20 protein-coding genes and 2 pseudogenes are annotated in these 23,662 nt (G+C 61.8%); 2 read left to right on the forward strand and 20 right to left on the reverse strand.

Features of this window, described 5'->3' with window-relative positions; translation table 11 throughout:
* Nucleotides 1-8: 8 nt before the first annotated feature.
* From greA to rpsB, 20 genes and pseudogenes are all read right to left on the reverse strand, one after another.
* On the reverse strand, nucleotides 9-485 hold the full coding sequence (greA, locus tag CLU88_RS08345) for a transcription elongation factor GreA (protein WP_099656192.1): 477 nt from the start codon (nucleotides 483-485) through the stop codon (nucleotides 9-11).
* A gap of 219 nt (nucleotides 486-704) precedes the next feature.
* Nucleotides 705-3,971, reverse strand: a complete 3,267-nt coding sequence (carB, locus tag CLU88_RS08350) for a carbamoyl-phosphate synthase large subunit (RefSeq protein WP_099656193.1) — start codon at nucleotides 3,969-3,971, stop codon at nucleotides 705-707.
* A 10-nt stretch (nucleotides 3,972-3,981) separates the two neighbouring features.
* The gene (locus tag CLU88_RS08355) at nucleotides 3,982-4,395 is read right to left on the reverse strand and encodes a hypothetical protein (RefSeq protein WP_099656194.1); all 414 of its coding nucleotides are present in this window, start codon (nucleotides 4,393-4,395) and stop codon (nucleotides 3,982-3,984) included.
* A gap of 28 nt (nucleotides 4,396-4,423) precedes the next feature.
* Nucleotides 4,424-5,596 (reverse strand): glutamine-hydrolyzing carbamoyl-phosphate synthase small subunit, encoded by a 1,173-nt coding sequence (gene carA / locus CLU88_RS08360; RefSeq protein WP_099656195.1) that lies wholly within the window; start codon nucleotides 5,594-5,596, stop codon nucleotides 4,424-4,426.
* 210 nt (nucleotides 5,597-5,806) lie between these two features.
* Nucleotides 5,807-6,586 (reverse strand): RNA methyltransferase, encoded by a 780-nt coding sequence (locus CLU88_RS08365; protein ID WP_099656196.1) that lies wholly within the window; start codon nucleotides 6,584-6,586, stop codon nucleotides 5,807-5,809.
* Nucleotides 6,583-7,245, reverse strand: a complete 663-nt coding sequence (rnhB, locus tag CLU88_RS08370; protein ID WP_099656197.1) for a ribonuclease HII — start codon at nucleotides 7,243-7,245, stop codon at nucleotides 6,583-6,585. Before rnhB ends, CLU88_RS08365 begins: the two co-directional genes overlap by 4 nt.
* On the reverse strand, nucleotides 7,217-8,374 hold the full coding sequence (lpxB, locus tag CLU88_RS08375; RefSeq protein WP_099658731.1) for a lipid-A-disaccharide synthase: 1,158 nt from the start codon (nucleotides 8,372-8,374) through the stop codon (nucleotides 7,217-7,219). The genes rnhB and lpxB overlap by 29 nt, the downstream gene beginning before the upstream one ends.
* Nucleotides 8,375-8,384: 10 nt before the next feature.
* A complete protein-coding gene (lpxA, locus tag CLU88_RS08380) occupies nucleotides 8,385-9,173 on the reverse strand; it encodes an acyl-ACP--UDP-N-acetylglucosamine O-acyltransferase (protein ID WP_099656198.1) in 789 nt (262 codons plus the stop codon).
* Between the two features lie 11 nt (nucleotides 9,174-9,184).
* Nucleotides 9,185-9,625, reverse strand: coding sequence for a 3-hydroxyacyl-ACP dehydratase FabZ (gene fabZ, locus CLU88_RS08385; protein WP_099656199.1), 441 nt, complete (start codon nucleotides 9,623-9,625; stop codon nucleotides 9,185-9,187).
* A gap of 16 nt (nucleotides 9,626-9,641) precedes the next feature.
* A complete protein-coding gene (lpxD, locus tag CLU88_RS08390) occupies nucleotides 9,642-10,622 on the reverse strand; it encodes a UDP-3-O-(3-hydroxymyristoyl)glucosamine N-acyltransferase (protein WP_099658732.1) in 981 nt (326 codons plus the stop codon).
* Between the two features lie 24 nt (nucleotides 10,623-10,646).
* A complete protein-coding gene (locus CLU88_RS08395; RefSeq protein ID WP_099656200.1) occupies nucleotides 10,647-11,159 on the reverse strand; it encodes an OmpH family outer membrane protein in 513 nt (170 codons plus the stop codon).
* The gene (gene bamA / locus CLU88_RS08400) at nucleotides 11,159-13,456 is read right to left on the reverse strand and encodes an outer membrane protein assembly factor BamA (protein WP_099656201.1); all 2,298 of its coding nucleotides are present in this window, start codon (nucleotides 13,454-13,456) and stop codon (nucleotides 11,159-11,161) included. The genes CLU88_RS08395 and bamA overlap by 1 nt, the downstream gene beginning before the upstream one ends.
* Before the next feature lie 23 nt (nucleotides 13,457-13,479).
* The gene (gene rseP / locus CLU88_RS08405; RefSeq protein WP_099656202.1) at nucleotides 13,480-14,862 is read right to left on the reverse strand and encodes an RIP metalloprotease RseP; all 1,383 of its coding nucleotides are present in this window, start codon (nucleotides 14,860-14,862) and stop codon (nucleotides 13,480-13,482) included.
* A gap of 25 nt (nucleotides 14,863-14,887) precedes the next feature.
* Nucleotides 14,888-16,066, reverse strand: a complete 1,179-nt coding sequence (gene ispC, locus CLU88_RS08410; RefSeq protein ID WP_099656203.1) for a 1-deoxy-D-xylulose-5-phosphate reductoisomerase — start codon at nucleotides 16,064-16,066, stop codon at nucleotides 14,888-14,890.
* A 71-nt stretch (nucleotides 16,067-16,137) separates the two neighbouring features.
* A pseudogene (locus CLU88_RS08415) lies at nucleotides 16,138-16,916 on the reverse strand (phosphatidate cytidylyltransferase); the annotation flags it as partial.
* 9 nt (nucleotides 16,917-16,925) lie between these two features.
* Nucleotides 16,926-17,657, reverse strand: a complete 732-nt coding sequence (uppS, locus tag CLU88_RS08420; RefSeq protein WP_099656204.1) for a polyprenyl diphosphate synthase — start codon at nucleotides 17,655-17,657, stop codon at nucleotides 16,926-16,928.
* Nucleotides 17,658-17,689: 32 nt separating this feature from the next.
* On the reverse strand, nucleotides 17,690-18,250 hold the full coding sequence (frr, locus tag CLU88_RS08425; protein WP_099656205.1) for a ribosome recycling factor: 561 nt from the start codon (nucleotides 18,248-18,250) through the stop codon (nucleotides 17,690-17,692).
* Between the two features lie 42 nt (nucleotides 18,251-18,292).
* Nucleotides 18,293-19,014 (reverse strand): annotated as a pseudogene (pyrH, locus tag CLU88_RS08430) (UMP kinase).
* 54 nt (nucleotides 19,015-19,068) lie between these two features.
* Nucleotides 19,069-19,995 carry a translation elongation factor Ts gene (tsf, locus tag CLU88_RS08435; protein WP_099656206.1) on the reverse strand — a complete coding sequence of 309 codons (927 nt, stop codon included), beginning with the start codon at nucleotides 19,993-19,995 and terminating at the stop codon, nucleotides 19,069-19,071.
* A 109-nt stretch (nucleotides 19,996-20,104) separates the two neighbouring features.
* Complete coding sequence (gene rpsB, locus CLU88_RS08440; RefSeq protein WP_099656207.1) at nucleotides 20,105-20,857, reverse strand: 30S ribosomal protein S2; 753 nt, start codon at nucleotides 20,855-20,857, stop codon at nucleotides 20,105-20,107.
* 173 nt (nucleotides 20,858-21,030) lie between these two features.
* On the opposite strand from rpsB, the gene CLU88_RS08445 reads away from it, so the two are divergent.
* Together CLU88_RS08445 and CLU88_RS08450 are read left to right on the forward strand one after the other, a co-directional pair.
* Nucleotides 21,031-22,374 carry an amidase gene (locus tag CLU88_RS08445; protein WP_099656208.1) on the forward strand — a complete coding sequence of 448 codons (1,344 nt, stop codon included), beginning with the start codon at nucleotides 21,031-21,033 and terminating at the stop codon, nucleotides 22,372-22,374.
* A gap of 52 nt (nucleotides 22,375-22,426) precedes the next feature.
* A complete protein-coding gene (locus CLU88_RS08450) occupies nucleotides 22,427-23,641 on the forward strand; it encodes an FAD-dependent oxidoreductase (RefSeq protein ID WP_099656209.1) in 1,215 nt (404 codons plus the stop codon).
* The last annotated feature ends 21 nt before the right edge of the window (nucleotides 23,642-23,662 follow it).

Genomic DNA, 23,662 nt, shown 5'->3' on the forward strand with positions numbered 1-23,662 from the left:
ATCCCTGGTCACAGGTAGCTGACAGCCACCACCTCATAGCGGCGGATACCGCCGGGGGCTTGCACTTCAGCGGTGTCGCCCTCTTCCTTGCCAATCAACGCACGGGCGATAGGGCTGGAGATGTTGATCAGCCCCTTCTTCAGATCGGCCTCGTCCTCCCCCACGATTTGGTACTTCACCAAATCGCCAGACTCTTCGTCTTCCAGTTCCACCGTGGCGCCAAACACCACTTTGCCGCCACCGTCGACGGCGCTAGGGTCAATCACCTGGGCCACGGAGAGCTTGCCTTCAATCTCCTGAATGCGTCCTTCGATAAAACCCTGGCGGTCTTTCGCTGCGTCGTAGTCAGCGTTTTCGCTCAGGTCACCCTGGGCACGGGCTTCCGCAATCGCAGTGATCACGGAGGGGCGCTCCACGGTTTTGAGTCGATGCAGCTCTTCCTTGAGTATTTCAGCGCCGCGCTTGGTAATTGGAATGGTGGCCATTCGTGTCACTCTCCATAAATCAGGACAACTGCAGCGCCACAGGGCTGCAGCCATTGGGTCGGTATGAGGTCGGTCGGTGCTGCTGCGCAGACACCACGTATTCACGACCCTACAAAAGGAAACCGCCGCACGTTGCCGCGCGGCGGTGTCTGGTCAGGGGCCGATTATGCCGCTTTTGCGATGGCTAGGGCCACCCTCAAACAATGCGATCGGGGCGCCTCAAGCTGCCAATTGGGCGTGGAGTTCCTGCACCGAATACACATCAAGCTTGTCGAGGTATTTCATGCCTTCCACAGCCGCCTCGGCACCAAAGATGGTGGTGAAGGTGGTCACGCGGGCCAGCAGCGAGCTGGTGCGGATCGCACGCGAATCGGCGATCGCATTGCGGCGCTCTTCCACGGTGTTGATGACCATGACGATCTCGTTGTTCTTGATCGCATCCACGATGTGCGGGCGACCTTCGGTCACCTTGTTCACCACGCCCACAGGCACGCCAGCTTCGGCAATCGCAGCGGCGGTGCCCTTGGTCGCCACCAACTCAAAGCCCAACGCCACCAGTTGGCGGGCGATGTCCACAGCACGCGGCTTGTCGGCATTTTTCACGGTGAGGAACACCTTGCCCGAGGTGGGCAGCTTGGTGCCCGCGCCGAGCTGGCTCTTCACGAAGGCTTCGCCAAAGGTCTTTCCCACGCCCATCACTTCACCGGTGGACTTCATCTCGGGGCCAAGAATCGTGTCTACACCCGGGAACTTCACGAAGGGGAACACAGCTTCCTTCACGCTGAAGTAAGGGGGCGTGACCTCTTTGGCAATGCCTTGCGAGGCCAAGGTCTGGCCGGCCATGCAGCGCGCAGCCACCTTGGCCAACTGGATGCCAGTGGCCTTGCTCACGAACGGCACCGTGCGCGAGGCACGCGGGTTCACTTCCAGCACGTAGATCACATCCTGGCCGTCGACTTCCTGGATGGCGAACTGCACGTTCATCAGGCCCACCACGCTCAAGCCATCGGCCATGGCGGCGGTCTGGCGTTTGATCTCGTCGATGGTGGGCTGCGACAGGTAGTACGGCGGCAGCGAACAGGCGGAGTCGCCACTGTGCACGCCGGCCTGCTCGATGTGCTCCATCACACCACCGATGAAGGTCACGCCCGTCGAATCGCGCACGCAGTCCACGTCGCACTCGATAGCGTTCGAGAGGAAGCGGTCCAGCAGCACCGGCGAGTCGTTGCTCACCTTGACGGCTTCGCGCATGTAGCGTTCCAGATCGCGCTGTTCGTGCACGATTTCCATCGCGCGGCCGCCCAGCACGTAGCTGGGACGCACCACCAGGGGATAGCCCAGAGCGGCGGCCTTTTCCAGCGCCTCGGGCTCGGTACGGGCCGTGGCGTTGGGCGGCTGGCGCAGGCCCAGCTCGCCCAGCAATTTCTGGAAGCGCTCGCGGTCTTCGGCGGCGTCGATCATGTCGGGGCTGGTGCCGATGATCGGCACGCCTTCGGCTTCAAGGCCCAGGGCGAGCTTGAGGGGCGTCTGGCCACCGTATTGCACGATCACGCCGACCGGCTTTTCCTTGTCCACGATCTCCAGCACGTCTTCGAGCGTCACGGGCTCGAAATACAGGCGGTCGGAGGTGTCGTAGTCGGTGGACACGGTCTCGGGGTTGCAGTTGACCATGATGGTCTCGTAGCCGTCTTCGCGCATTGCCAGCGCCGCGTGCACGCAGCAGTAGTCAAACTCGATGCCCTGGCCGATGCGGTTGGGGCCACCGCCCAGCACCATGATCTTCTTGTTGCTGGTGGGCTCCGACTCGCATTCCGCAACGCCGCCGTGCGTGGCCACCTCATAGGTCGAAAACAGGTAGGCCGTGTCTGTGGCGAACTCGGCGGCGCAGGTGTCCACACGCTTGTACACGGGGCGTACTTTGAGCGCGCGGCGTGCTTCACGCACCGCCTTTTCCGTGGTCTTGAGCAGCTTGGCCAAGCGGCGGTCGGAGAAGCCTTTCTGCTTGAGCGTGAGCAGCGTGCCCGCGTCGAGCGCCGCCAGGGCGCCCTCGCCCTTTTCAGCGACGAGCTTGTCGATGTCCAACTCGATCTTCACGATCTGCTCGATCTGCACCAGGAACCACTTGTCGATCTTGGTGAGGTCGAACACTTCGTCGACCGACAAACCCATGGCGAAGGCGTCACCTACATACCAGATGCGCTCGGGGCCGGGCTCGCCCAGTTCCTTTTCGAGCACTTCGCGGTCCTGGGTCTTCTCGTTCATGCCGTCCACGCCCACTTCCAGGCCGCGCAGGGCCTTCTGGAAGGATTCCTGGAAGGTGCGACCCATGGCCATGACTTCGCCCACGGACTTCATCTGCGTGGTCAGGCGGCTGTCGGCCGTCGGGAATTTCTCGAACGCAAAACGTGGGATCTTGGTGACCACGTAGTCGATCGAGGGCTCGAACGAAGCGGGCGTAGCACCGCCCGTGATTTCGTTCTTGAGCTCATCGAGCGTATAGCCCACCGCCAGCTTGGCCGCGACCTTGGCGATCGGGAAGCCCGTGGCCTTGGAGGCCAGCGCCGAGGAGCGCGAGACGCGCGGGTTCATCTCGATCACGACCATGCGGCCGTCCTTGGGGTTGATCGAGAACTGCACGTTGGAGCCACCGGTGTCCACGCCAATTTCGCGCAGCACGGCCAGGGACGCATTGCGCAAGACCTGGTATTCCTTGTCCGTCAGCGTTTGCGCGGGGGCCACGGTGATCGAGTCGCCCGTGTGCACGCCCATGGGGTCCAGGTTCTCGATGGAGCAGATGATGATGCAGTTGTCCGCCTTGTCGCGGACCACTTCCATCTCGTACTCTTTCCACCCAAGCAGCGACTCTTCGATCAGCAGCTCGTTGGTGGGCGAGGCTTCCAGGCCGCGCTTGCAGATGGTCTCGAATTCTTCGGGGTTGTAGGCGATGCCGCCGCCCGTGCCGCCCAGCGTGAAGCTGGGGCGGATCACGGTGGGAAAGCCCACGCTCTTTTGCACGGCCCAGGCTTCGTCCATGCTGTGGGCGATGCCCGAGCGCGCGGAACCCAGACCGATCTTGGTCATGGCGTCCTTGAACTTCAAGCGGTCTTCGGCCTTGTCGATGGCCTCGGGCGTGGCGCCGATGAGCTCGACCTTGTACTTGTCCAGCACGCCGTTGTGCCACAGGTCCAGCGCGCAGTTCAGCGCGGTCTGGCCACCCATGGTGGGCAGGATGGCGTCGGGGCGTTCCTTGGCGATGATCTTCTCGACCGTCTGCCAGGTGATGGGCTCGATGTAGGTGACGTCGGCCGTGGCCGGGTCGGTCATGATCGTCGCGGGGTTGCTGTTGATCAGGATGACCTTGTAGCCCTCTTCGCGCAGGGCCTTGCAGGCCTGTACGCCGGAGTAGTCGAATTCACAGGCCTGGCCGATGATGATCGGGCCGGCGCCAATGATGAGGATGCTTTTTATGTCGGTACGTTTTGGCATGGTGCGTCGATCAGTCGATCGTAGGTTCGGCTGCCTGGGGGCTGGAGGATGGGGCGGCGGCAATCGCGTCGCGCCGCAGGGTCAGCTTGTCGAGAAGGGCCTGCACACGCTCTGGGGGCAGGTTCTTTTGCATCAGCTGCAAAAGGCCATCGCCTTGAATCAGCGGGCGCAGCACTTCGGCTTCGGCCTCATAAAACGTCACATCCCAGTCCTGCATTGCCTCGGCAAACGTGGCGTCATCCCAGGTTTTGCCCTTGGCCACCAGGGTCACCAACGGCATGGCCTTGTTTTCAATGAACGCCTTTTTGTAAGGCTTTTGCTGCCAACGCTCGGTGAACCACTCTTTGTGGGGCGAAGGCAAGGTGAGCACACGCTTGTGGATCGCTTTTTCCAGCGAGGCTGCGGGGAAACTGAACAATTTCATGGGGCAAGACCTTCTCGAAACGAGCTTCTTACGCAGCTTTCGCTGCCTGCATGGCGCGAGTGAAGCGGTCAAACAGGTAGGCGATGTCGTGCGGACCGGGAGAAGCCTCAGGGTGGCCCTGGAAGCAGAACGCGGGCTTGTCAGTGCGCTCCAGACCTTGCAGCGTGCCATCGAACAGGCTGATGTGGGTGGGGCGCAGCGTGGCGGGCAACGACTCCATGTCCACCGCAAAGCCATGGTTCTGGCTGGTGATGCTCACGCGGCCAGTGTCCAGGTCTTTCACGGGGTGGTTGGCACCATGGTGGCTGTTGACCATTTTGAAGGTCTTGGCACCCGAGGCGAGGGCCATGATCTGGTGGCCCAGGCAGATACCGAACGTGGGCACACCGCTGTCCATCAAGGTGCGCGCAGCGGCAATGGCGTAGTCGCAAGGGGCTGGGTCACCCGGGCCGTTGGACAGGAACACGCCATCGGGGTTGAGGGCCAGCACGTCGGCAGCGGGCGTCTTGGCGGGCACCACGGTGACCTTGCAGCCGCGCTCGGCCAGCATGCGCAAGATGTTTTTCTTGACGCCAAAGTCGTAAGCCACCACATGGAACTGGGGGGCAGTGAGTTCGCCATAGCCCGAGCCCAGCTTCCATTCGGTCTGGGTCCATTCGTAGCGGGTGGCCGTGGTCACCACCTGGGCCAGGTCCAGGCCCGCCATGTTGGGGGCAGCCTTGGCTTTGGCCACCGCCTCATCAATCAATGCCTGCGTCACCGACTGGCCTGCCGCCAGACCGACGATCGCGCCGTTTTGCGCGCCCTTGCTGCGCAGCAGGCGGGTGAGCTTGCGGGTATCGATGTTGGCAATGGCGACCGTGTTTTCACGGACCAGGTACTGCGAGAGCGTTTCGGACTCGCGGAAGTTGCTGGACAGCAAAGGCAAGTCTTTGATGATGAGACCTGCGGCGTGGATCTTGTCGGCTTCGACGTCCTCGGCATTGACACCGTAGTTGCCGATGTGCGGATACGTGAGCGTCACGATCTGCTGGCAGTAGCTGGGGTCTGTGAGGATTTCCTGGTAGCCGGTGATAGCGGTGTTGAAAACCACTTCGCCGACGGTGGTGCCGGTGGCACCAATCGAATTGCCGATAAAGACCGTGCCGTCTGCGAGCGCCAGGATGGCGGGCGGGAAGGTTCCCTGGATAGACAAAAGCACTGGGTTCTCCGGATGGTTACGGTCGCCCGGCGCCTGCAGGCCACTCGCAAGGCGAGTGCCAGTGGCTGCTCTCAGATGGGTTATTGCTTTGGGTGCGGTCGGGCGACGCTGTTGCGAGAAAAGCCCCCGATTATACCCGCATCAGGCAAAAACCACGATGCAAAATGATGCACCGCAACATGGTTCGCAGAGAAAGGGTTAAGCGCTCGCTTACGCGGAGCGCATGGCGCCGCTGGCATGCAGGCAAATGGCGGCGGCGGCGCCCACGTTCAAAGATTCCTCGCCCCCCGGCTGGGCAATGCGGATGCGCAAGGCAGCCCGGGATTCGAGCGACGCAGCAACGCCCTGCCCTTCGTGCCCCATGACCCAGGCGCAAGGCCAGGGCAAGGCTGCCTGGTGCAGGTAGCTGCCGCCATGGGAGCTGGTCACCACCAGAGGCACCTGCAAGGCGTCCAGATCCTGCTCGCTCACCCCCTCGACCAAGCTGAGCGCGAAGTGGGCACCCATGCCCGCACGCAGCACCTTGGGCGACCACAGGGCCGCACTGCCCTTGATGGCCAGCACCTGGCGAAAGCCAAAGGCCGAAGCGCTGCGCAAGATGGAACCCACATTGCCCGCGTCCTGCACCCGGTCCAGAACCACCGTGGCAGCGGCGGGGTCCAGGGGCTGTGCCGCAGGCATGTCCCACAAGAACCCCATGCCGGCCGGAGACTCCAGCCCGCTGATGTCTTTGAACAAGGCGTCTGGAATCACTACTATTTTGATAGCTGCCAGCGCTTTATCGTATTGCCATTGGGGCCAAAAAGACTCTGAAAACACCGCCATGGAGGGGCGGATCGAGCGGTCCAGCGCTGCGCGGCACAGGTGGTCACCCTCCAGCCACACGCGGCCTTGCTTGCGGTAGGCCGTGGTGTCTTGCGCCAGGCGGCGCAAGTCCTTGATCAGGGCGTTGTCGCGGGACTGGATGAGGGTGACGGCAGCAGAGGTCATGCGATGGTTTTCTCAGGGGCACCAGCGGCAATCGCCAGCACCTGCGCTACAGGCGCAAACGAGCGGCGGTGGTGGACACAGGCCCCGTGCTCTTTCAAGGCGGCCATGTGCACGGCCGTGCCGTAGCCCTTGTGCCCTGCAAACCCGTACTGGGGGAATTGCCCGTGCACCTCGGTGCACCAGCGGTCGCGGTGCACCTTGGCCAAAATGGACGCTGCGGAAATGGATTGCACCAGCGCATCGCCCTTGACGATGGCCTCTGCAGGGATATCGAGCTGCGGGATGCGGTTGCCATCCACCAGCACCATCACCGGCTTGAGCCGCAAGCCCATGACGGCACGGCGCATGGCCAGCATCGTGGCCTGCAGGATGTTGAGTTGATCGATCTCTTCCACACTGGCCTGCGCAATGCTGCAGCACAGGGCTTTGGCACGGATTTCATCGAACAGTTTTTCGCGCCGGGCGGCGGTGAGCTTCTTCGAGTCGGCCAGGCCCGCAATGGGGCGCAGGTCGTCCAGGATGACGGCCGCCGCCACCACAGGCCCAGCCAACGGGCCGCGCCCGGCCTCATCCACCCCCGCCACCAGCCCTGGCGGGTGCCACGGCAGGCTGGTTTGCTCAGGAAAGGCGTCAGGATGCGAGGACTTTTTGGATCGCATCGGCGGCCAGTTGAGAGGTGTTGCGCTGCAGGCTTTCATGCAGGGCATCAAAGCGCTGCTCCAGCGCGTGGATCTTTTCAGGCTGCTGCTCTTTGGCCTGCAGCCATTGCAGGGTGGCCGCGCACAACGCCTGGGGGGTGGCGGCATCCTGGATCAGCTCCGGCACCACAAACTCACCGCACAAAATATTGGGCAACCCCACCCAGGGCTGCAATTGCTTGCGGCGCATCAGCCACCAGCTCAGCGGTTGCATGTGGTAGCCGATGACCATGGGGCGCTTGAACAAAGCGGCCTCCAGCGTGGCGGTACCACTGGCGATCAAGGTGGCATCGCAGGCGGCCAGCACCGTGTGCGACTGGCCCGTGACAACGCGCACCACCCCTTCGAGCCCGGCGGCACGCACCAGTTGCTCAATGCGCCCCTGCAGCAGCGGCACCGCTGGCACTATGAATTTAGTAGCTGGTCGCGCTTGATGGATAAGCGCTGCAGCCGAAAAGAAGGGCGGCGCAATGTACTGCACCTCAGACGAACGGCTGCCGGGCAGGATCGCCAGGATCTCGTCTTGATCCGCAAACCCCAGCGCGGCGCGTGCCGCGGCCCGGTCAGGCACCCGAGGGATGACGCTGGCCAGGGGATGGCCCACGTAGGTGGCAGCAATGCCATGTTTGGCCAGCAGTGCAGGTTCAAACGGGAAAATGCACAGCACATGGTCGGCACTGCGGCGGATTTTCTCCACCCGGTTGGCACGCCACGCCCAAATGGAGGGGCAGACAAAATGCACGGTCTTGATGCCCGCCGCCCGCAAGTCCGCCTCCAGCCCCAGATTGAAATCGGGGGCATCCACACCGATGAAGACGCCGGGGCGCTCGCGCAGCAGCCGCTCGCGCAGTTGCTTGCGGATGCCCAGCAACTCGCGCAGACGGCGCAGCACCTCCATGCTGTAGCCATGCACGGCCAGCTTTTCACTGGGCCACAGGCATTCAAAACCCCGGCGTGCCATGTGCGGGCCGCCAATGCCCTGGGATTGGAGGTCAGGCCACTGGGCCTGCAAACCATCCAGCAGCAGGCCTGCAAGCAAGTCGCCAGAGGCCTCGCCCGCCACCATTGCGATGCGAGGGGTGGATTCCATCAGCACGCGCTCAACGGGCAATGCCAGCGGCAGAGCTGGCGATGAAGGCGTCCATCAACGCCACATCGTCCTGCGCCTGCGGCATCTGCTGGGGCAACGCCAAGATCGCTTCACGCGCTTGCTCCAGCGTCAGCCCCTGTCGGTACAGCAGTTTGTGCATTTCACGGATGGCCGCAATGCGCTCATCAGAAAAGCTGCGGCGGCGCAAACCCACCAGGTTCACGCCGCGCACAGCCAGCGGGTTGCCATCGACCACCATGAACGGAGGCACATCCTTGCCGATATGGCTGGCAAAGCCCACCATGGTGTGCGCACCGATGCGCATGCGCTGCAGCACCCCGGTCAAGCCACCCACCGTGGCCCAGTCACCCACATCCACATGGCCCGCCAAGGTGGTGTTGTTGGCCAGCGTGGTCTGGTTGCCCACCTGGCAATCGTGCGCAATGTGCACGTAAGCCATGATCCAGTTGTCATCCCCCACACGGGTCACGGCACGGTCTTGCACCGTGCCGGTGTTGAAGGTGCAGAACTCGCGGATGGTGTTGCGATGGCCAATAACCAGCTCGGTGGCCTCGCCCGCGTACTTCTTGTCCTGGGGCTGCGCCCCGAGCGAGGCAAACTGGAAAATCCGGTTGTCCTCGCCAATCGTGGTGCGCCCCTCGATCACGCAATGGGCACCCACTACCGTGCGCGCGCCGATCGAGACCTGCGGGCCAATGACCGCATAAGGCCCGATGGTCGCCGTCGGGTCAATACTGGCGGCTGGATCGATGACCGCAGTTGCGTGGATATTGCTCACGATCGGTCAAATCAGCCCACGGCACGCATGGTGCACATCAACTCAGCCTCGCAGGCCACTTCATCGCCCACGCGGGCCACGCCCTTGAACTTCCAGATGCCACCGCGCACGCGATCGATCTTGATCTCCAGGTGCAGTTGGTCACCAGGCTCCACCGGGCGCTTGAAACGGGCGCCATCAATGCCAACAAAGTAGTAGATGTTGTTTTCGTCAGGAACCTGGCCCATGGCATCAAAGGCCAGCAGGCCTGCGGCCTGTGCCAGCGCTTCCAGAATCAGCACCCCAGGCATGACAGGGCGGCCTGGGAAATGCCCCATGAAATAGGGCTCGTTGAAAGTCACATTCTTGATGGCCAGAATGCGCTCATTGCGCTCGAGCTCGAGCACGCGGTCCACCAGTAGAAACGGGTAACGGTGGGGCAGTTGCTTGAGAATTGCGTGGATATCCATCATCGAATTGTTCTTCCGTTCATGCTGCTTTGAGGGCTTGCTCCAGCGCCTTGATGCGCTCACGCAAGCTGTGCAGTTGTTTGAGTGTTGCAGCGTTCTTTTCCCACTTCGCATTGTCGTCGATGGGAAACATGCCAGTGTATTGACCTGGGCGCGACAGCGAGCGGGTGACCACCGTGGCTGCAGAGACGTGCACATTGTCTGCCAGTTCCAAGTGGCCCAGCACAATGGCACCACCACCCACAGTGCAGTGGGCGCCAATGGTGGCACTGCCGGCCACCCCTACGCACCCCGCCATGGCCGCGTGGCGTCCAATGCGCACGTTGTGCCCAATCTGGATCAGGTTGTCGAGCTTCACACCGTCCTCGACCACGGTGTCTTGCAGTGCGCCACGGTCAATGCAGGTGTTGGCGCCAATCTCCACGTCGTCCCCGATCTGCACCGAACCCAGTTGCTCAATCTTGACCCAGGTGCCTTGAGAGGGCGCAAATCCAAAGCCATCGGCCCCAATGACCACGCCGGGGTGCAGCAGACAACGCGCACCCACGCGGCAGTTCTCGCCCAGCGTGATCCGAGAGGTGAGCACTGTGCCCTCCCCCACCACAGCACCGCGCTCGACCACACACAACGGACCGATGGTGGCCGTGGGGTGAATTTGAGCCGTGGGATCCACCACCGCACTGGGGTGAATGCCCACCGGGCGCGCAGGCGCATGCTGCTGCTTCCACAGCTGCGTGGCCCTGGCAAAGTAGACATAAGGGTTGTCCACCACGATGCAGGCGCCGCGCGCCAAGGCGGCCTCGCGCATGGCAGGCGCCACAATGACACAGGCCGCCTGAGAGGCGGCCAGTTGCTGTTGGTAGCGCGGGTGGCTCAGAAAACTGATGTCACCCGGGCCGGCAACCTCCAGCGGCGCGATCCGGTGGATGGCGGTGTCCCGCCCCCCACCTTCGAGCGAGCCGCCCAGCGCATCCACCATCTGCCCAAGAAGCAAGCTCACGCGCCGACCACCCGTTGCATCCAATTACTTGGCAGCATTCAAAGCCTTGATCACCTTGTCGGTGATGTCGTGCTTGGGGTTGATGTACACAGCCTCTTGCAGGATCACGTCGTACTTTTCGGCCTCAGCCACTTGCTTGACGACCTTGTTGGCGCGCTCCAGAACCTGGGCCAACTCTTCGTTCTTGCGGGCGCTCAGGTCTTCCTGGAACTCGCGGCGCTTGCGCTGAAAGTCACGGTCTTGATCGACCAACTGGCGCTGGCGGGTGGTGCGCTGGCTCTCCGCCATGGTGGGGGCTTCGCGCTCGAATTTGTCAGTGGCGGTCTTGAGCGAACTGCCGATGTCGACCAGTTCTTTCTCACGACGGGCAAATTCCTGCTCCAGCTTGGCCTGCGCCGTTTTGGCGGTGTTGGCTTCACGGAAGATACGATCCGTGTTGACGAAACCTGCCTTGAACTCTTGCGCCTGTGCCGAGACGGCAAAGACGGTTGCGCCCATCAACAGGGCCAAAGATGTCTGACGGAAAAGGGATTTCATTAGAAAGACGTTCCAATCTGGAATTGCAGTTTCTGGATTTTATCGCCAGCGAACTTACGCACTGGCTGCGCAAAGGCTAGGCGCAATGGGCCCAAGGGGGAAATCCAGCTCAAACCGACCCCTGCCGAAGCCCGCATGTCGCTGAATGTCACCTTCTGGTCTTCGCCGTACACGTTACCCACGTCCACAAAAGTGAAGACGCGCAAAGTGCGGTCATTGCCCGCGCCTGGGAATGGGGCCACCAACTCGGCATTGAGCGTGACCTTCTTCGGGCCACCCAAGGATGCGCCAGTCACGTCACGAGGACCCAACGTGCCTTGATCGAAGCCACGCACGGAGCCGAGACCACCCGAGTAAAAGTTCTTGAACACAGGGAACGGACGGCCATTGAGCCCCTTGCCATACCCAAACTCACCATTGAAGGCGACCGTGAAGCGCTTGTTCAAAGGGATGTATTGCTGGTACTGGTAGTTGCCTCGTACATAACGGGCGTCACCGGCCACCGACCACTCGGAATTGAGTCGCTGGTAGCGACCCGAGTTGGGTGCCAAGGCACTGTCACGGTCATCGCGCGACCAGCCGATCGTCAAAGGAATCGAGTTGCTGGTGGCGCCATAGGTGTTGGCGTAGGCCAAGTACGTGGCGGGGATGTTGGTCCCTGCCTTGATCTGGGTCTGCTCCAGACCACCACCAAAGAACACGGTGTCGATCTCGCTGAATGGCACACCAAAGCGCATGGAGGCACCCGTGGTGACCAATTCGTAGTTGCCGCCCTGGTCCTCGTAAGGCTTGTCGGTGCGGTAGTACACGTCCACGGTGCGGGAGATACCGTCTTGCGTGAAATAGGGGTTGGTGGTGCTGAACACCAGCGTACGGCGGTACTTGCTGGTGTTGACGTCAATGCCCAGGTAGTTGCCCGAACCAAAGAAGTTCTCTTGCTTGATGCCGAACGACAGCGCCACTTTTTCAGCGCTGGAGAAGCCAGCGCCCAGTTGCAGCGACCCTGTGGGCTTCTCAGCCACGTTCACCACCAGGTCCACCTGATCAGGAGAACCGGGCACATCTTGCGTCTCCACATTCACTTCGGTGAAGAAGCCCAGGCGGTCCACGCGGTCGCGCGACAGGCGAATGCGCTCGCCGTCGTACCATGCGGCCTCGTACTGGCGGAACTCACGGCGAATCACTTCGTCGCGGGTGCGGTTGTTACCGCTCACATTGATCTTGCGCACGTAGGCACGGCGCGATGGCTCAGCCTGCAACACCAGCGTGACGCGGTTGTTTTCGCGGTCGATTTCAGGCACCGCCTCAACGCGCGAGAAAGCAAAACCAAAACGGCCAAAGTATTCAGAGAAAGCTTTGGTGGTTTCCGTCACCTGGTCTGCGTTGTAGGGCTCACCCGCACGGATGCTCACCAGCGATTTGAACTCGTCTTCACGGTCCAGGTAGTTGCCTTCCAGCTTCACTCCTGCCACCACAAAGCGCTCGCCCTCGGTCACATTCACGGTGATGGTGATGTCCTGCTTGTCTGGCGAAATCGCCACCTGGGTGGAGTCCACCCGAAACTCAAGGTAACCACGCTGCAGGTAGTAAGAGCGCAGGGTTTCCAGATCGGCGTTGAGCTTGGTGCGCGAATAGCGATCGGACTTGGTGTACCAACTCAGCCAGCCGCCAGTGTCCTGGTCAAACAAGCCTTTCAGCGTGGATTCGCTGAATGCCTTGCTGCCATTGATGCGCACTTCCTTGATGCGGGCGGGCTCGCCCTCCACCACGGTGAACGTCAGGTTCACCCGGTTGCGCTCAATGGGGGTCACCGTCGTCACCACTTCGGCGCCATACAGGCTGCGGTTGATGTACTGGCGCTTGAGTTCCTGCTCCGCACGGTCTGCCAGCGCCTTGTCAAACGGGCGCCCTTCCGTCAGGCCCACGTCGCGCATGGCTTTCTTGAGAACCTCTTTGTCGAATTCGCGCGTCCCCGCAAAGTCGACATCGGCAATCGTGGGGCGCTCTTCCACCACGACCACCAACACATTGCCATTGGCTTCCAGACGCACATCCTTGAACAAACCCAAAGCGAACAGCGCGCGAATGGCGGCCGCCCCCTTGTCGTCGTTGTAATCGTCGCCCACGCGCAGCGGCATGGAGGCAAAGATCGTCCCAGGCTCCACGCGCTGCAGACCTTCCACACGGATATCCTGGACCTTGAAAGGCTCCAGGGCCCACGCCGCGTTGGCGACGAATACCATGGCAGCAACGGCAGATGCAGTACGCACGCCAAGGCGAGTAATGTGTTTTTTCATGAATGAAACTGAAGCCGATATGGCTAGGCAAATACGGCCAGAAGTTTGGCGAGGTATCGGGAGATATCGTTAAAGAGAGCGATAGACATCATCACGGCAAGGACTGCAACGCCGCCACGCTGAAGGTATTCCGTCCAGGTGTCGGAGACACTTTTGCCTGTGACTCCCTCCCAAAGATAATACATCAGGTGCCCGCCATCGAGCACTGGCAGAGGTAACAGGTTCAACACCCCCAGGCTCACGCTGATGAGAGCCAGGTAGGCCAAGTACTGCATCAACCCCATTTCAGCCGAGCGGCCTGCGTAGTCAGCAATCGTCAATGGGCCGCTCAGGTTCTTGAGCGATGCTTCGCCCACCAGCATGCGCCCCATCATGCGCAAAGTCAGGGCAGACACCTCCCAGGTACGGTCAGCGCCTTTAAGCAAGCCTTCCAGGGGGCCGTACTGCACTTCCACCATTTCAGGGTTGCCACCGACGTAGGCATTGATGCGCCCCACCGCACCCGTGGGCTCCTGGACCACATCAGGCATCACCTCCAGCGCCACCAATTGCCCCCCGCGCTCAACCTGCCACGACTGCATGACATCTTGATCGCCGCGCACCGACGTGCGAATCAATTCACGCAACTGCATGCCATCCACCACTGCAGTCTGCCCAATCTTGCGCACCAGATCCCCCTGGCGAAGGCCCGCACGCTCGGCAGCACCGCCAGCCATCACCTCGCCAATGGCTGGGCGCGTCCAGGGTGCAAACACCCCAATCTTCCGAAACAGTTGGGCATCGGCATCACGCACGTTCAGGGTGGACAGGTCCAAAGTCACCTCGCGCAGTGATGCGCCGGGTGCAGGCTCCAGCTCCAGGCGCACACGCTGGCCATCCAGGGCGCCCTGGGTCAAAACCCAGCGCAGCTCTTCAAAAGAACGCATAGGGGCCAGCTCTTCATCGCCCGCCGCAGCGCGACGCACCAACTCGCCGCCCGCAAAGCCTGCACTTTGGGCGATAGAGCCCGCGACGGGGCTGGACAAAACGGCCTTGGGCTCTTGCACGCCCCCCCAATTGACCAGCGAATACAGCAAAACCGCCAACAACAAATTGGCCAAGGGACCTGCCGCCACGATTGCGGCACGCGACCGCAAGGGCTGGGTATTGAAAGCCAGGTGGCGCTCATGGGGCTCTACCGGGGCTTCGCGCTCGTCCAGCATGCGAACATAGCCTCCCAGAGGAAACAGACCCAAAACAAACTCAGTGCCTGAGCCCTTGGCACGCCACATCAGCAGGGGTTTGCCAAAACCCACGGAGAACCGCAGCACCTTGACTCCGCAAGCCACTGCGACACGGTAATGCCCGTATTCATGCACAGCAATGAGCAGACCCAGCGCGACGAAAAAAGCAACCACGGTCAGCATACGAAGCTCCAGAAGAAACGGCCGATCAAAGCGCCATGGAGGCGGCAATGCGCCGGGCTGCATCGCGGGCCTGTACATCCAGCCCCAGCAGCGACTCCAGCGAATCCGGCTTGGAGGGCGGCACGGCCTCTAAAGTTGCAAGGTTGACCGCGTGAATATGGTCAAAACGCAAACGCTCAGCCAAAAAGGCCTCCACCGCCACTTCATTGGCGGCATTGAGCACCGCCGTGGTGCCCTCTGGCGCATTCAATGCTTGCCAGGACAGATGCAGGCCCGGAAACCGGTGGGCATCGGCTTGCTCGAAGGTCAACGCCGTCAACGCAGCGAAATCCAATCGGCCGGCCCCGCTCTCAATGCGTTCAGGCCAGGCCAGGCCGCAGGCAATCGGCACGCGCATGTCCGGCGTACCCAGTTGGGCAAGGATGGAAGCGTCGTTGAACTGAACCATGGAGTGGATGATTTGCTGAGGATGGATCACCACCTTGATCTGCTCGGGTGCCAAGCCAAACAGCCAACGGGCTTCGATCACCTCCAGCGCCTTGTTCATCATCGTGGCGGAGTCCACCGAAATTTTGCGCCCCATGGAGAAGTTGGGGTGCGCACAGGCTTGCTGCGGTGTGATCTGCGCCAGCGTGTCAGGCGCACGCGTACGAAACGGGCCACCCGAAGCCGTCAACAAAATATGGTCAACGCGCTCGGCCCAGCAGGCTGGGTCTTCTGGCAGGCACTGGAAAATGGCGGAGTGCTCACTGTCGATGGGCAGCAGCGTCGCGCCCCCATCGCGCACCGCCTGCATGAACAAGCCGCCGCCCACTACCAGGGCCTCTTTGTTGGCCAGCAGCAATCGCTTGCCCGCACGGGCGGCAGCCAAACAGGGCGCCAGCCCAGCTGCCCCAACAATGGCCGCCATCACCGCATCTACCGACTCATGCGACGCTATGATTTCAAGAGCATCTTGCGCTTGTAACACGGACGTTGGAAGCCCATTTTGCTTGATTTTTTCTGACAACAGCTGGGCGTGCGGCCCACTGGCCATCACCGCAAACTGGGGGCGAAAGCGAGCGCACTGCTCCAGCATCAGATCGACCTGGGTCGCCGCACTCAGAGCAAACACCTCATACCGCTCAGGGTGGCGAGACACCACATCCAGCGTGCTTTTGCCAATGGAGCCCGTGGAGCCCAATACCGTGATTCTTTGCTTCATACAGAAATAAGTCGGGTGAGCATCAACGCCAGCGGCAAGGTAGGCAGCAGGGCATCCACCCGGTCCAGCACCCCACCGTGGCCTGGCAGCAGGCCACTGCTGTCTTTCACACCAGCGCTGCGTTTGATCAGCGATTCCACCAAGTCACCCGCCACGCTCATGGCCACCATGAACACCACGGCAATCGCCAAAAACCACCACCCCGCACCATAAAGCCGCGTGTAGAAGCTGGCGACATCTGCTTGCCAATAGCGATCCGCTACGACCCAGACGATGGCCAGACACAAGACACCTGCCAGCCCCCCCACACACCCTCCCAGCTTTTGCCTGGGCTGATGGAGGGCGCAAGCTTGCCCCGCGTAAAACGCAGGCCAAATGCCCGCCCCGCAAAGTAGGCAAAAATATCAGCCGCCCACACCAGCGTGAGCACGGACAAAAGAAAATTGATACCCAAACTACGCGCCTGCACCACGGCCAGCCACGCCAGCCACAGCGCCAGCACGCCCAGCACGATGCGCACAGGCGCAGGCACCTGAGGCCAGCCCGGTACCCCGGCGCGTAACAACCACGCGGCGCAGACCACCCACAGCCCACCGCCCACCATCCAAAGCGTGGACAAGGGCTGCACCACCCAGCCTGCCCACCATGCGGCCGCACACAAAGCGGAGCACACCACGGCAAGGCCGATGGACACAGCATGGCTGCACCCATTCAAACGACCCCACTCCCACGCGGCGGCGGCCATGAACACCAATACCACCAAGGCAAAGGGCGCGATGGAGGGGTAAAACAGGGCTGGCAGCAAAATGGCCAGCAAGACCAGGGCAGTGATAACGCGCTGTAGAAGCATGGTGCCTTTTCAGCCCGGCATCGGATCAGGATGCACGGACACTATTTGTTCAGACGTTTTGCCAAAGCGGCGTTCACGCGCCTGGAAGGCGTTCAATGCCTCGTCCAAGGCCGACTCATCAAAGTCAGGCCACAAGCGATCACTGAAGTACAACTCGGAATAGGCTGCCTGCCAGAGGAGGAAATTGCTGATACGCATCTCCCCTCCAGTGCGAATGATCAAGTCTGGATCTGGCACATGGGACATTCCCATGGCAGCGTGCAAACTCGCTTCGGTGATGGCCTCGCCACGGGCTGCCAGTGAGGCCGCCGCCTGTGCGATGTCCCAACGGCCGCCATAGTTGAAACACACATTGAGGATCAGGCGCGTATTGTCGGCCGTGGCTGCTTCGGCCTGGGCCAAGCCGTCGCGCACCCTGGGCGACAGGCCTTCACGGCTGCCTACAAAATAAAGCCGTACCCCATCTTTTTTGAGCTGCGGCACCTCGCGCCCCAAGGCCATGGCCAGCAACTCCATGAGGCCAGAGACCTCATCCGCAGGGCGATTCCAATTTTCGGATGAAAAGGCGAAGACGGTGAGCACCGCAACACCCCGCTGCACACAGGCTTGAACACAGCGGCGCAGCGAATCCACACCCTGCTTATGCCCGGCCAAACGCGGCATGAAGCGGCGCTTGGCCCAGCGGCCGTTGCCATCCATCACGATGGCGATGTGGTGGGGCACCACCGGCGAATCAGACATGCAAACGATCAGTCAGCTCCATTGACGGGAGCTTAGACCGCCATGATTTCTTGTTCTTTGGCAGAGACCAGCGCATCGATCTCAGCAATGTGCTTGTCGGTGAATTTCTGCACGTCGGTTTCTGCACGCTTTTGGTCGTCTTCCGAAGCGAGCTTGTCCTTGACCAGTTTCTTCACGGATTCATTGGCATCGCGACGCAGGTTGCGCACGGCGATTTTGGCGCTCTCGCCCTCATTGCGGGCCAGCTTGGTCATTTCCTTGCGACGCTCTTCGCTCATGGGCGGCATAGGCACGCGAATCAAATCCCCCATCGACGCTGGATTCAGGCCCAAATCGCTCTCGCGGATGGCTTTTTCGATTTTGGCGCCCATGCCCTTTTCCCAGGGCTGCACGCTGATGGTGCGCGAATCCAGCAGGGTCACGTTGGCCACCTGGCTCAGGGGCACCATGGAGCCGTAGTACTCCACCTGGATGCTATCGAGCAACGCAGGATTGGCACGGCCCGTGCGGATCTTCTGGAGGTTGTTCTTGAACGCTGCGATGGACTGGTCCATCTTGGTTTCAGCGGTTTTTTTGATATCGGCAATCGTCATGTTGTTTCCTCAGGGCGAAGCTGCTGCGGGGCACTCGGATGGTCAGGCGTAGACCAAGGTACCTTCGTCTTCACCCATCACCACGCGCTTGAGAGCGCCATGCTTGATGATGGAGAACACGCGCACGGGCAGCTTTTGATCACGGCACAAGGCAAACGCCGTGGCATCCATGATGCCCAGATTGCGGGACATAGCCTCGTCAAAGCTGAGCTTCGTGTAGCGCGTTGCGGTGGGGTCCTTGTGAGGGTCGGCAGTATATACGCCGTCGACCTTGGTGGCCTTCAACACCACCTCAGCACCAATCTCGGCGCCGCGCAGGGCAGCGGCGGTGTCTGTGGTGAAAAACGGGTTGCCCGTGCCTGCGGCAAACACCACGACCTTGCCCTCTTCGAGGTACTGCAGCGCCTTGGGGCGCACATAGGGCTCAACCACCTGCTCAATGGCAATGGCCGACATCACCCGCGCCGTCAGGCCTTGCTTGTCCATGGCATCTGCCAAGGCCAGGGCATTCATGACCGTGGCCAGCATGCCCATGTAGTCGGCAGTGGCCCGGTCCATACCAACCGAGCCGCCCGCCACACCACGGAAGATATTCCCCCCCCAATCACCACCGCGACCTGGACACCCAGGCGGGTCACCTCTGCAATTTCCTCCACCATCCGGACGATGGTGGCGCGGTTGATGCCAAAGGAGTCATCGCCCATCAGCGCCTCACCGGACAGCTTGAGCAAAATACGCTTGTGGGCTGGCGCGGCGGTGGTCATGGGCAATTTCTCCAATGGATGATGGTGTTTGAGGGTTAAGCGGGAGTCAGTAGATCAGGCAGCAGCCTTGGCAGCAGCCACTTGGGCAGCCACTTCAGCAGCAAAGTCGTCCACCTTCTTCTCAATGCCTTCACCCACCACGTACAGGGTGAAACCCTTCACGGTGGTGTTGTTGGCCTTGAGCATTTGCTCAACGGTTTGCTTGCCATCCGCAGCCTTCACGAAGACTTGGTTGAACAGCGAGACTTCCTTGAGGAACTTCTGCACGCCGCCTTCGATGCGCTTGGACACGATTTCGTCGGACTGCACTGGCTTGCCTTCAGCTTCGGCCTTGGCCTTGTCTTCAGCCGCCTTGGCTGCGGCCACCGAGCGCTCTTTTTCGATCAGTTCGGCAGGCACATCAGCGCTGGTCAGCGCCACGGGCTTCATTGCAGCCACGTGCATTGCCACATCCTTGGCAGCAGCAGCATCACCGTCAAATTCGATGACCACGCCAATGCGCGTGCCGTGCAGGTAGGAAGCCAGGTTGCCACCCGAGAAACGCTTGAAGCGGCGGAACGACATGTTCTCGCCGATCTTGCCGATCAGACCCTTGCGCACGTCTTCCAGCGTGGGGCCAAAAGTCTCTTGCTCGTAGGCCAGAGCACTCAGTGCAGCGATATCAGCGGGGTTGTGGTCAGCCACCAGCTTGGCAGCAGCGTTGGCCAGGGCGATGAAGCTGTCGTTCTTGGAAACGAAGTCGGTTTCGCTGTTCACTTCGATCAGGGCACCCACATCGCCGTTGATGTAGCTGGCCACGACGCCTTCAGCCGTCACGCGGGCAGCAGCCTTGCCAGCCTTGGTGCCCAGCTTGACGCGCAGCAGCTCTTCCGCCTTCGCCATATCGCCGTCGGCTTCTGTCAGTGCCTTCTTGCATTCCATCATGGGAGCGTCGGTCTTGCCGCGCAGTTCAGCAACCATGCTTGCGGTAATTGCAGCCATCTGTGTTCCTTCAGTATTCAGTTCAAACGATTCAAAACTCGGGCTAAAAAAAAGGGGGCTAACCAGGAGCCCCGCTTTCATTCGCGACCACGGTCGCGCAGCCGGGCGCTCAGGCAGCCGACTCTTGCACTTCCACGAATTCGTCAGTGCTTTCCGAAGCCACAGCCTTCACGACTTCGTTCACGGCGTTGGCACGGCCTTCGATGATCGCGTCAGCGATGCCACGGGCGTACAGCGTCACAGCCTTGGCCGAGTCGTCGTTACCAGGGATCACGTAGTCGATGCCTTCAGGCGAGTGGTTGGTGTCAACCACACCGATCAGTGGGATGCCCAGCTTCTTGGCTTCAGCCACGGCGATCTTGTGGAAGCCCACGTCGATGATGAAGATGGCATCAGGCAAGGCAGCCATGTCCTGGATGCCGCCGATGTCTTTTTCCAGCTTGGCGATTTCGCGGCTGAAAGTCAGTTGTTCTTTCTTGCTCAGGCTGTCCAGACCGGTTTCCATCTGGGCCTTCATGTCCTTCAGGCGCTTGATCGAAGTCTTCACGGTCTTGAAGTTCGTCAGCATGCCGCCCAACCAGCGTTGGTCCACGAATGGCACGCCAGCGCGCTGCGCTTCAGTGGACAGGATTTCGCGAGCTTGGCGCTTGGTACCCACCATCAGGATGGTACCGCGGTTCGCAGCCAGTTGCTTGGCGAATTTTTGGGCTTCCTGGAACAGTGGCAGCGACTTTTCCAGGTTGATGATGTGGATCTTGTTGCGGTGACCGAAGATGTACGGGGCCATCTTGGGGTTCCAGAAGCGGGTTTGGTGACCAAAGTGGACACCGGCTTCCAGCATCTCGCGCATAGTAACGGACATAAAAATACTCCAAAGGTTGGGTCTAAAATCCAGCCCCATAACTTGCGACTTCTGCTTGAAGCCGCAACACCTTGACGGGGCTGGTTTGCGATTGGTTTTGCCGCAACTGCGGGCTCAGGCCAAAAGACCACGCGCCACCGCGTACAGCAAAACCCAAAGATTCTAGCACACCCATGCAAGCCGACCTGATCGCGACCCGCGCCCTGATACAAGAGGGCGCCCTGACCGCAGCCCAGGCCATGGAGGCATCGGAGCGCTTGGCACAAGCCCCTGCTGCGGCCCACTGTTTTCTTTCCTCGTCCTTTGAGCAAGAACGTGATCGGTTGCAACACACCGAAACAGCACACCAACCCCTGGCGGGCCTGGCCATCTCCGTCAAAGACCTTTTTGACATGGCAGGGCAAGTCACCGCAGCAGGTTCGCTGGCTTTGCAAGACGCCCCGGCAGCCGCAAGCGATGCGCCCGCCGTGGCCCGGCTGCGCGCCGCGGGCGGCAGCATTGTGGGCCGCACCCACATGGTGGAGTTCGCTTTTTCCGGAGTGGGCACCAACCCGCACTTCACCACACCCGCCGCCTTCGACGCCCGCTTTGGCGCCATCCCCGGTGGTGCGCGCGTGCCAGGCGGCTCGTCCTCGGGTGCCGCTGTATCGGTGGCCAGTGGCGCCTGCTTTGCCGCGCTGGGCTCAGACACAGGGGGGTCCATCCGCATCCCTGCGGCCTTCAATGGACTGGTCGGTTTCAAAAGCACGGCAAGGCTGGTGCCCACCGGGGGCGCCATTCCCCTGTCGACCACCCTCGACACCGCCTGCGCCATGACGCGCAGCGTGCGCGATGCCATCCTAGTGCACGAGGTTCTGGCCGCACGGCACGTAGTGCGCAGCGCTGCCCCCCTGTCACAGTGGCGCCTTGCGGTACCCGCCACCACCTTCTTGGAAGACCTCGCCCCAGAGGTTCGCACCGCGTTCCAGCGCTCCCTGGACGCACTGCTGCAAGCGGGCGCACACATCGAGACCATCAATCTGCGTGAAACAGCCGAACTGGGCCCCATGCAAGCACAGGGCAGCCTGGCCGCCGCCGAGAGCTACGCATGGCACCGCCCCCTGCTAGCCCAGTCGGCCCATCGGTACGACCCTCGGGTCCGCAGCCGCATCGAGCGGGGCGGCACCATGGGCGCCGCCGATTACATCGACCTGCAGCAAGCCAGACAAGACTGGATCAACCGCATGCAAGCCCGCATGGCCTCTTTTGATGCCCTGCTCTCCCCTTGCACCCCCATCCCCGCCCCACTCATGGCCGATGTAGCACCAGGCGAAGCGCGTGACGAGGCCTTCTTCAAGGCCAACGCCTTGGTGCTGCGCAACACCAGCGTGGTCAATATGCTGGACGGCTGCGCACTCTCATTGCCCTGCCACGTGCGCGGCGAATTGCCCACCGGACTGATGGTCTGGCACGCGGGGGAGCACGATGACGCCGTGCTCAACATTGGCCTGCGCATCGAAGAATTGCTACAAAAATAATAGCTGCTAGCGCTTATAGAAAAAGCGCTAGAGCACCATTTAATTCAAAACCATGAAGATCGCCATTGTGGGCGCCGGGATCATCGGCGTGACCACCGCATACGAATTGGCCCACGACGGCCATGAAGTGACCGTGCTGGAACAGCGCAGCGCCGCCGCCGAGGAAGCCAGCTTTGCCAACGCCGGGCTGCTGGCCCCCTACCTGACCACCCCCTGTGCACTGGCTGGCAAAGCCGGGCTGCTGGGCGGCACACCAGCGGGCATCCGCATGGCGCAAGGCGCCGGACTGAAGGAGCTGGCCTGGCTGTGGCGCTGGCGGCGCAGCCAAACACCACTGGCAGCACTGGAGGGCCTGGCCCGCTACAGCCGCCAACGCACCCTGGACCTTGCCGCGCGCCACGAGCTGGATTTTGAAAGCAATACCGCCCGCTTGGTTCTTTTCCGCTCCGCCAAAGACCGCGCGCAGCTCCAGCCACTGCTGGACTGGCTGCGCGAATCCGGCACCCCGGTCCAAGACATCAGCCCAGACAATGCGCGCCAACTGGAGCCCGGCCTGTCGCCCGAAGCACCACTGGACAGCGTGGTGCTGCTGCCCTCCGCCGCGTCCGGCAACTGCCGACTGTTTGCCCAGATGCTGCGCCAAGGCATGCAAAGTGCCGGGGTGCAATTTGCGTTCAACACCCCAGTGACCGCGCTGTCCAGCGAGCCCACCGGCCTGTGGCTGCAAGGCGAGCCCGACGTGCGCCGGTTTGACGCCGTGGTGCTTTGCGCAGGCGCCGCCTCCCCCGCCCTGCTGCGCCCACGCGGGCTGAAGCTGCCCATGGCCTCGGTGTTTGGCTACTCCGTCAGCGCCCCCCTGCGCGAGGCCACCCATGCGCCGCTGACCAGCGCCATCGACGCGCAACAGCAAATCACCATCACACGGCAGGGCCAGCGCATTCGCATTGCTGGCGGCGCCGAAGTCGGATCGCCGCAGGCGCCGCACCACCACGCCACCCTGCAAAAGCTGTACCGCGCCGTCAATGACTGGTTTCCCGGCGGCGCGCAATTGTCTGGCAGCCTGCAAATCTGGCGGGGCGCACGCCCCACCCTGCCCGACGGAGCGCCCGCCCTGGGCAACAGCGGCCTGCCCGGCATCTGGCTTAACACCGGGCACGGCGCCGGTGGCTGGGCCCTGGCCTGCGGCAGCGCCCGCGTGTTGGCCGATCTGATCGGCCAACGCACCCCGGAAGTCAACCTGCAGGGGCTGGAGGCGCAGCGCTTTTAAGCTTGCTCAAGGCATGGGGGC

This window comes from Acidovorax sp. 56 (assembly GCF_002749705.1).
GTDB lineage: Bacteria > Pseudomonadota > Gammaproteobacteria > Burkholderiales > Burkholderiaceae_C > Acidovorax.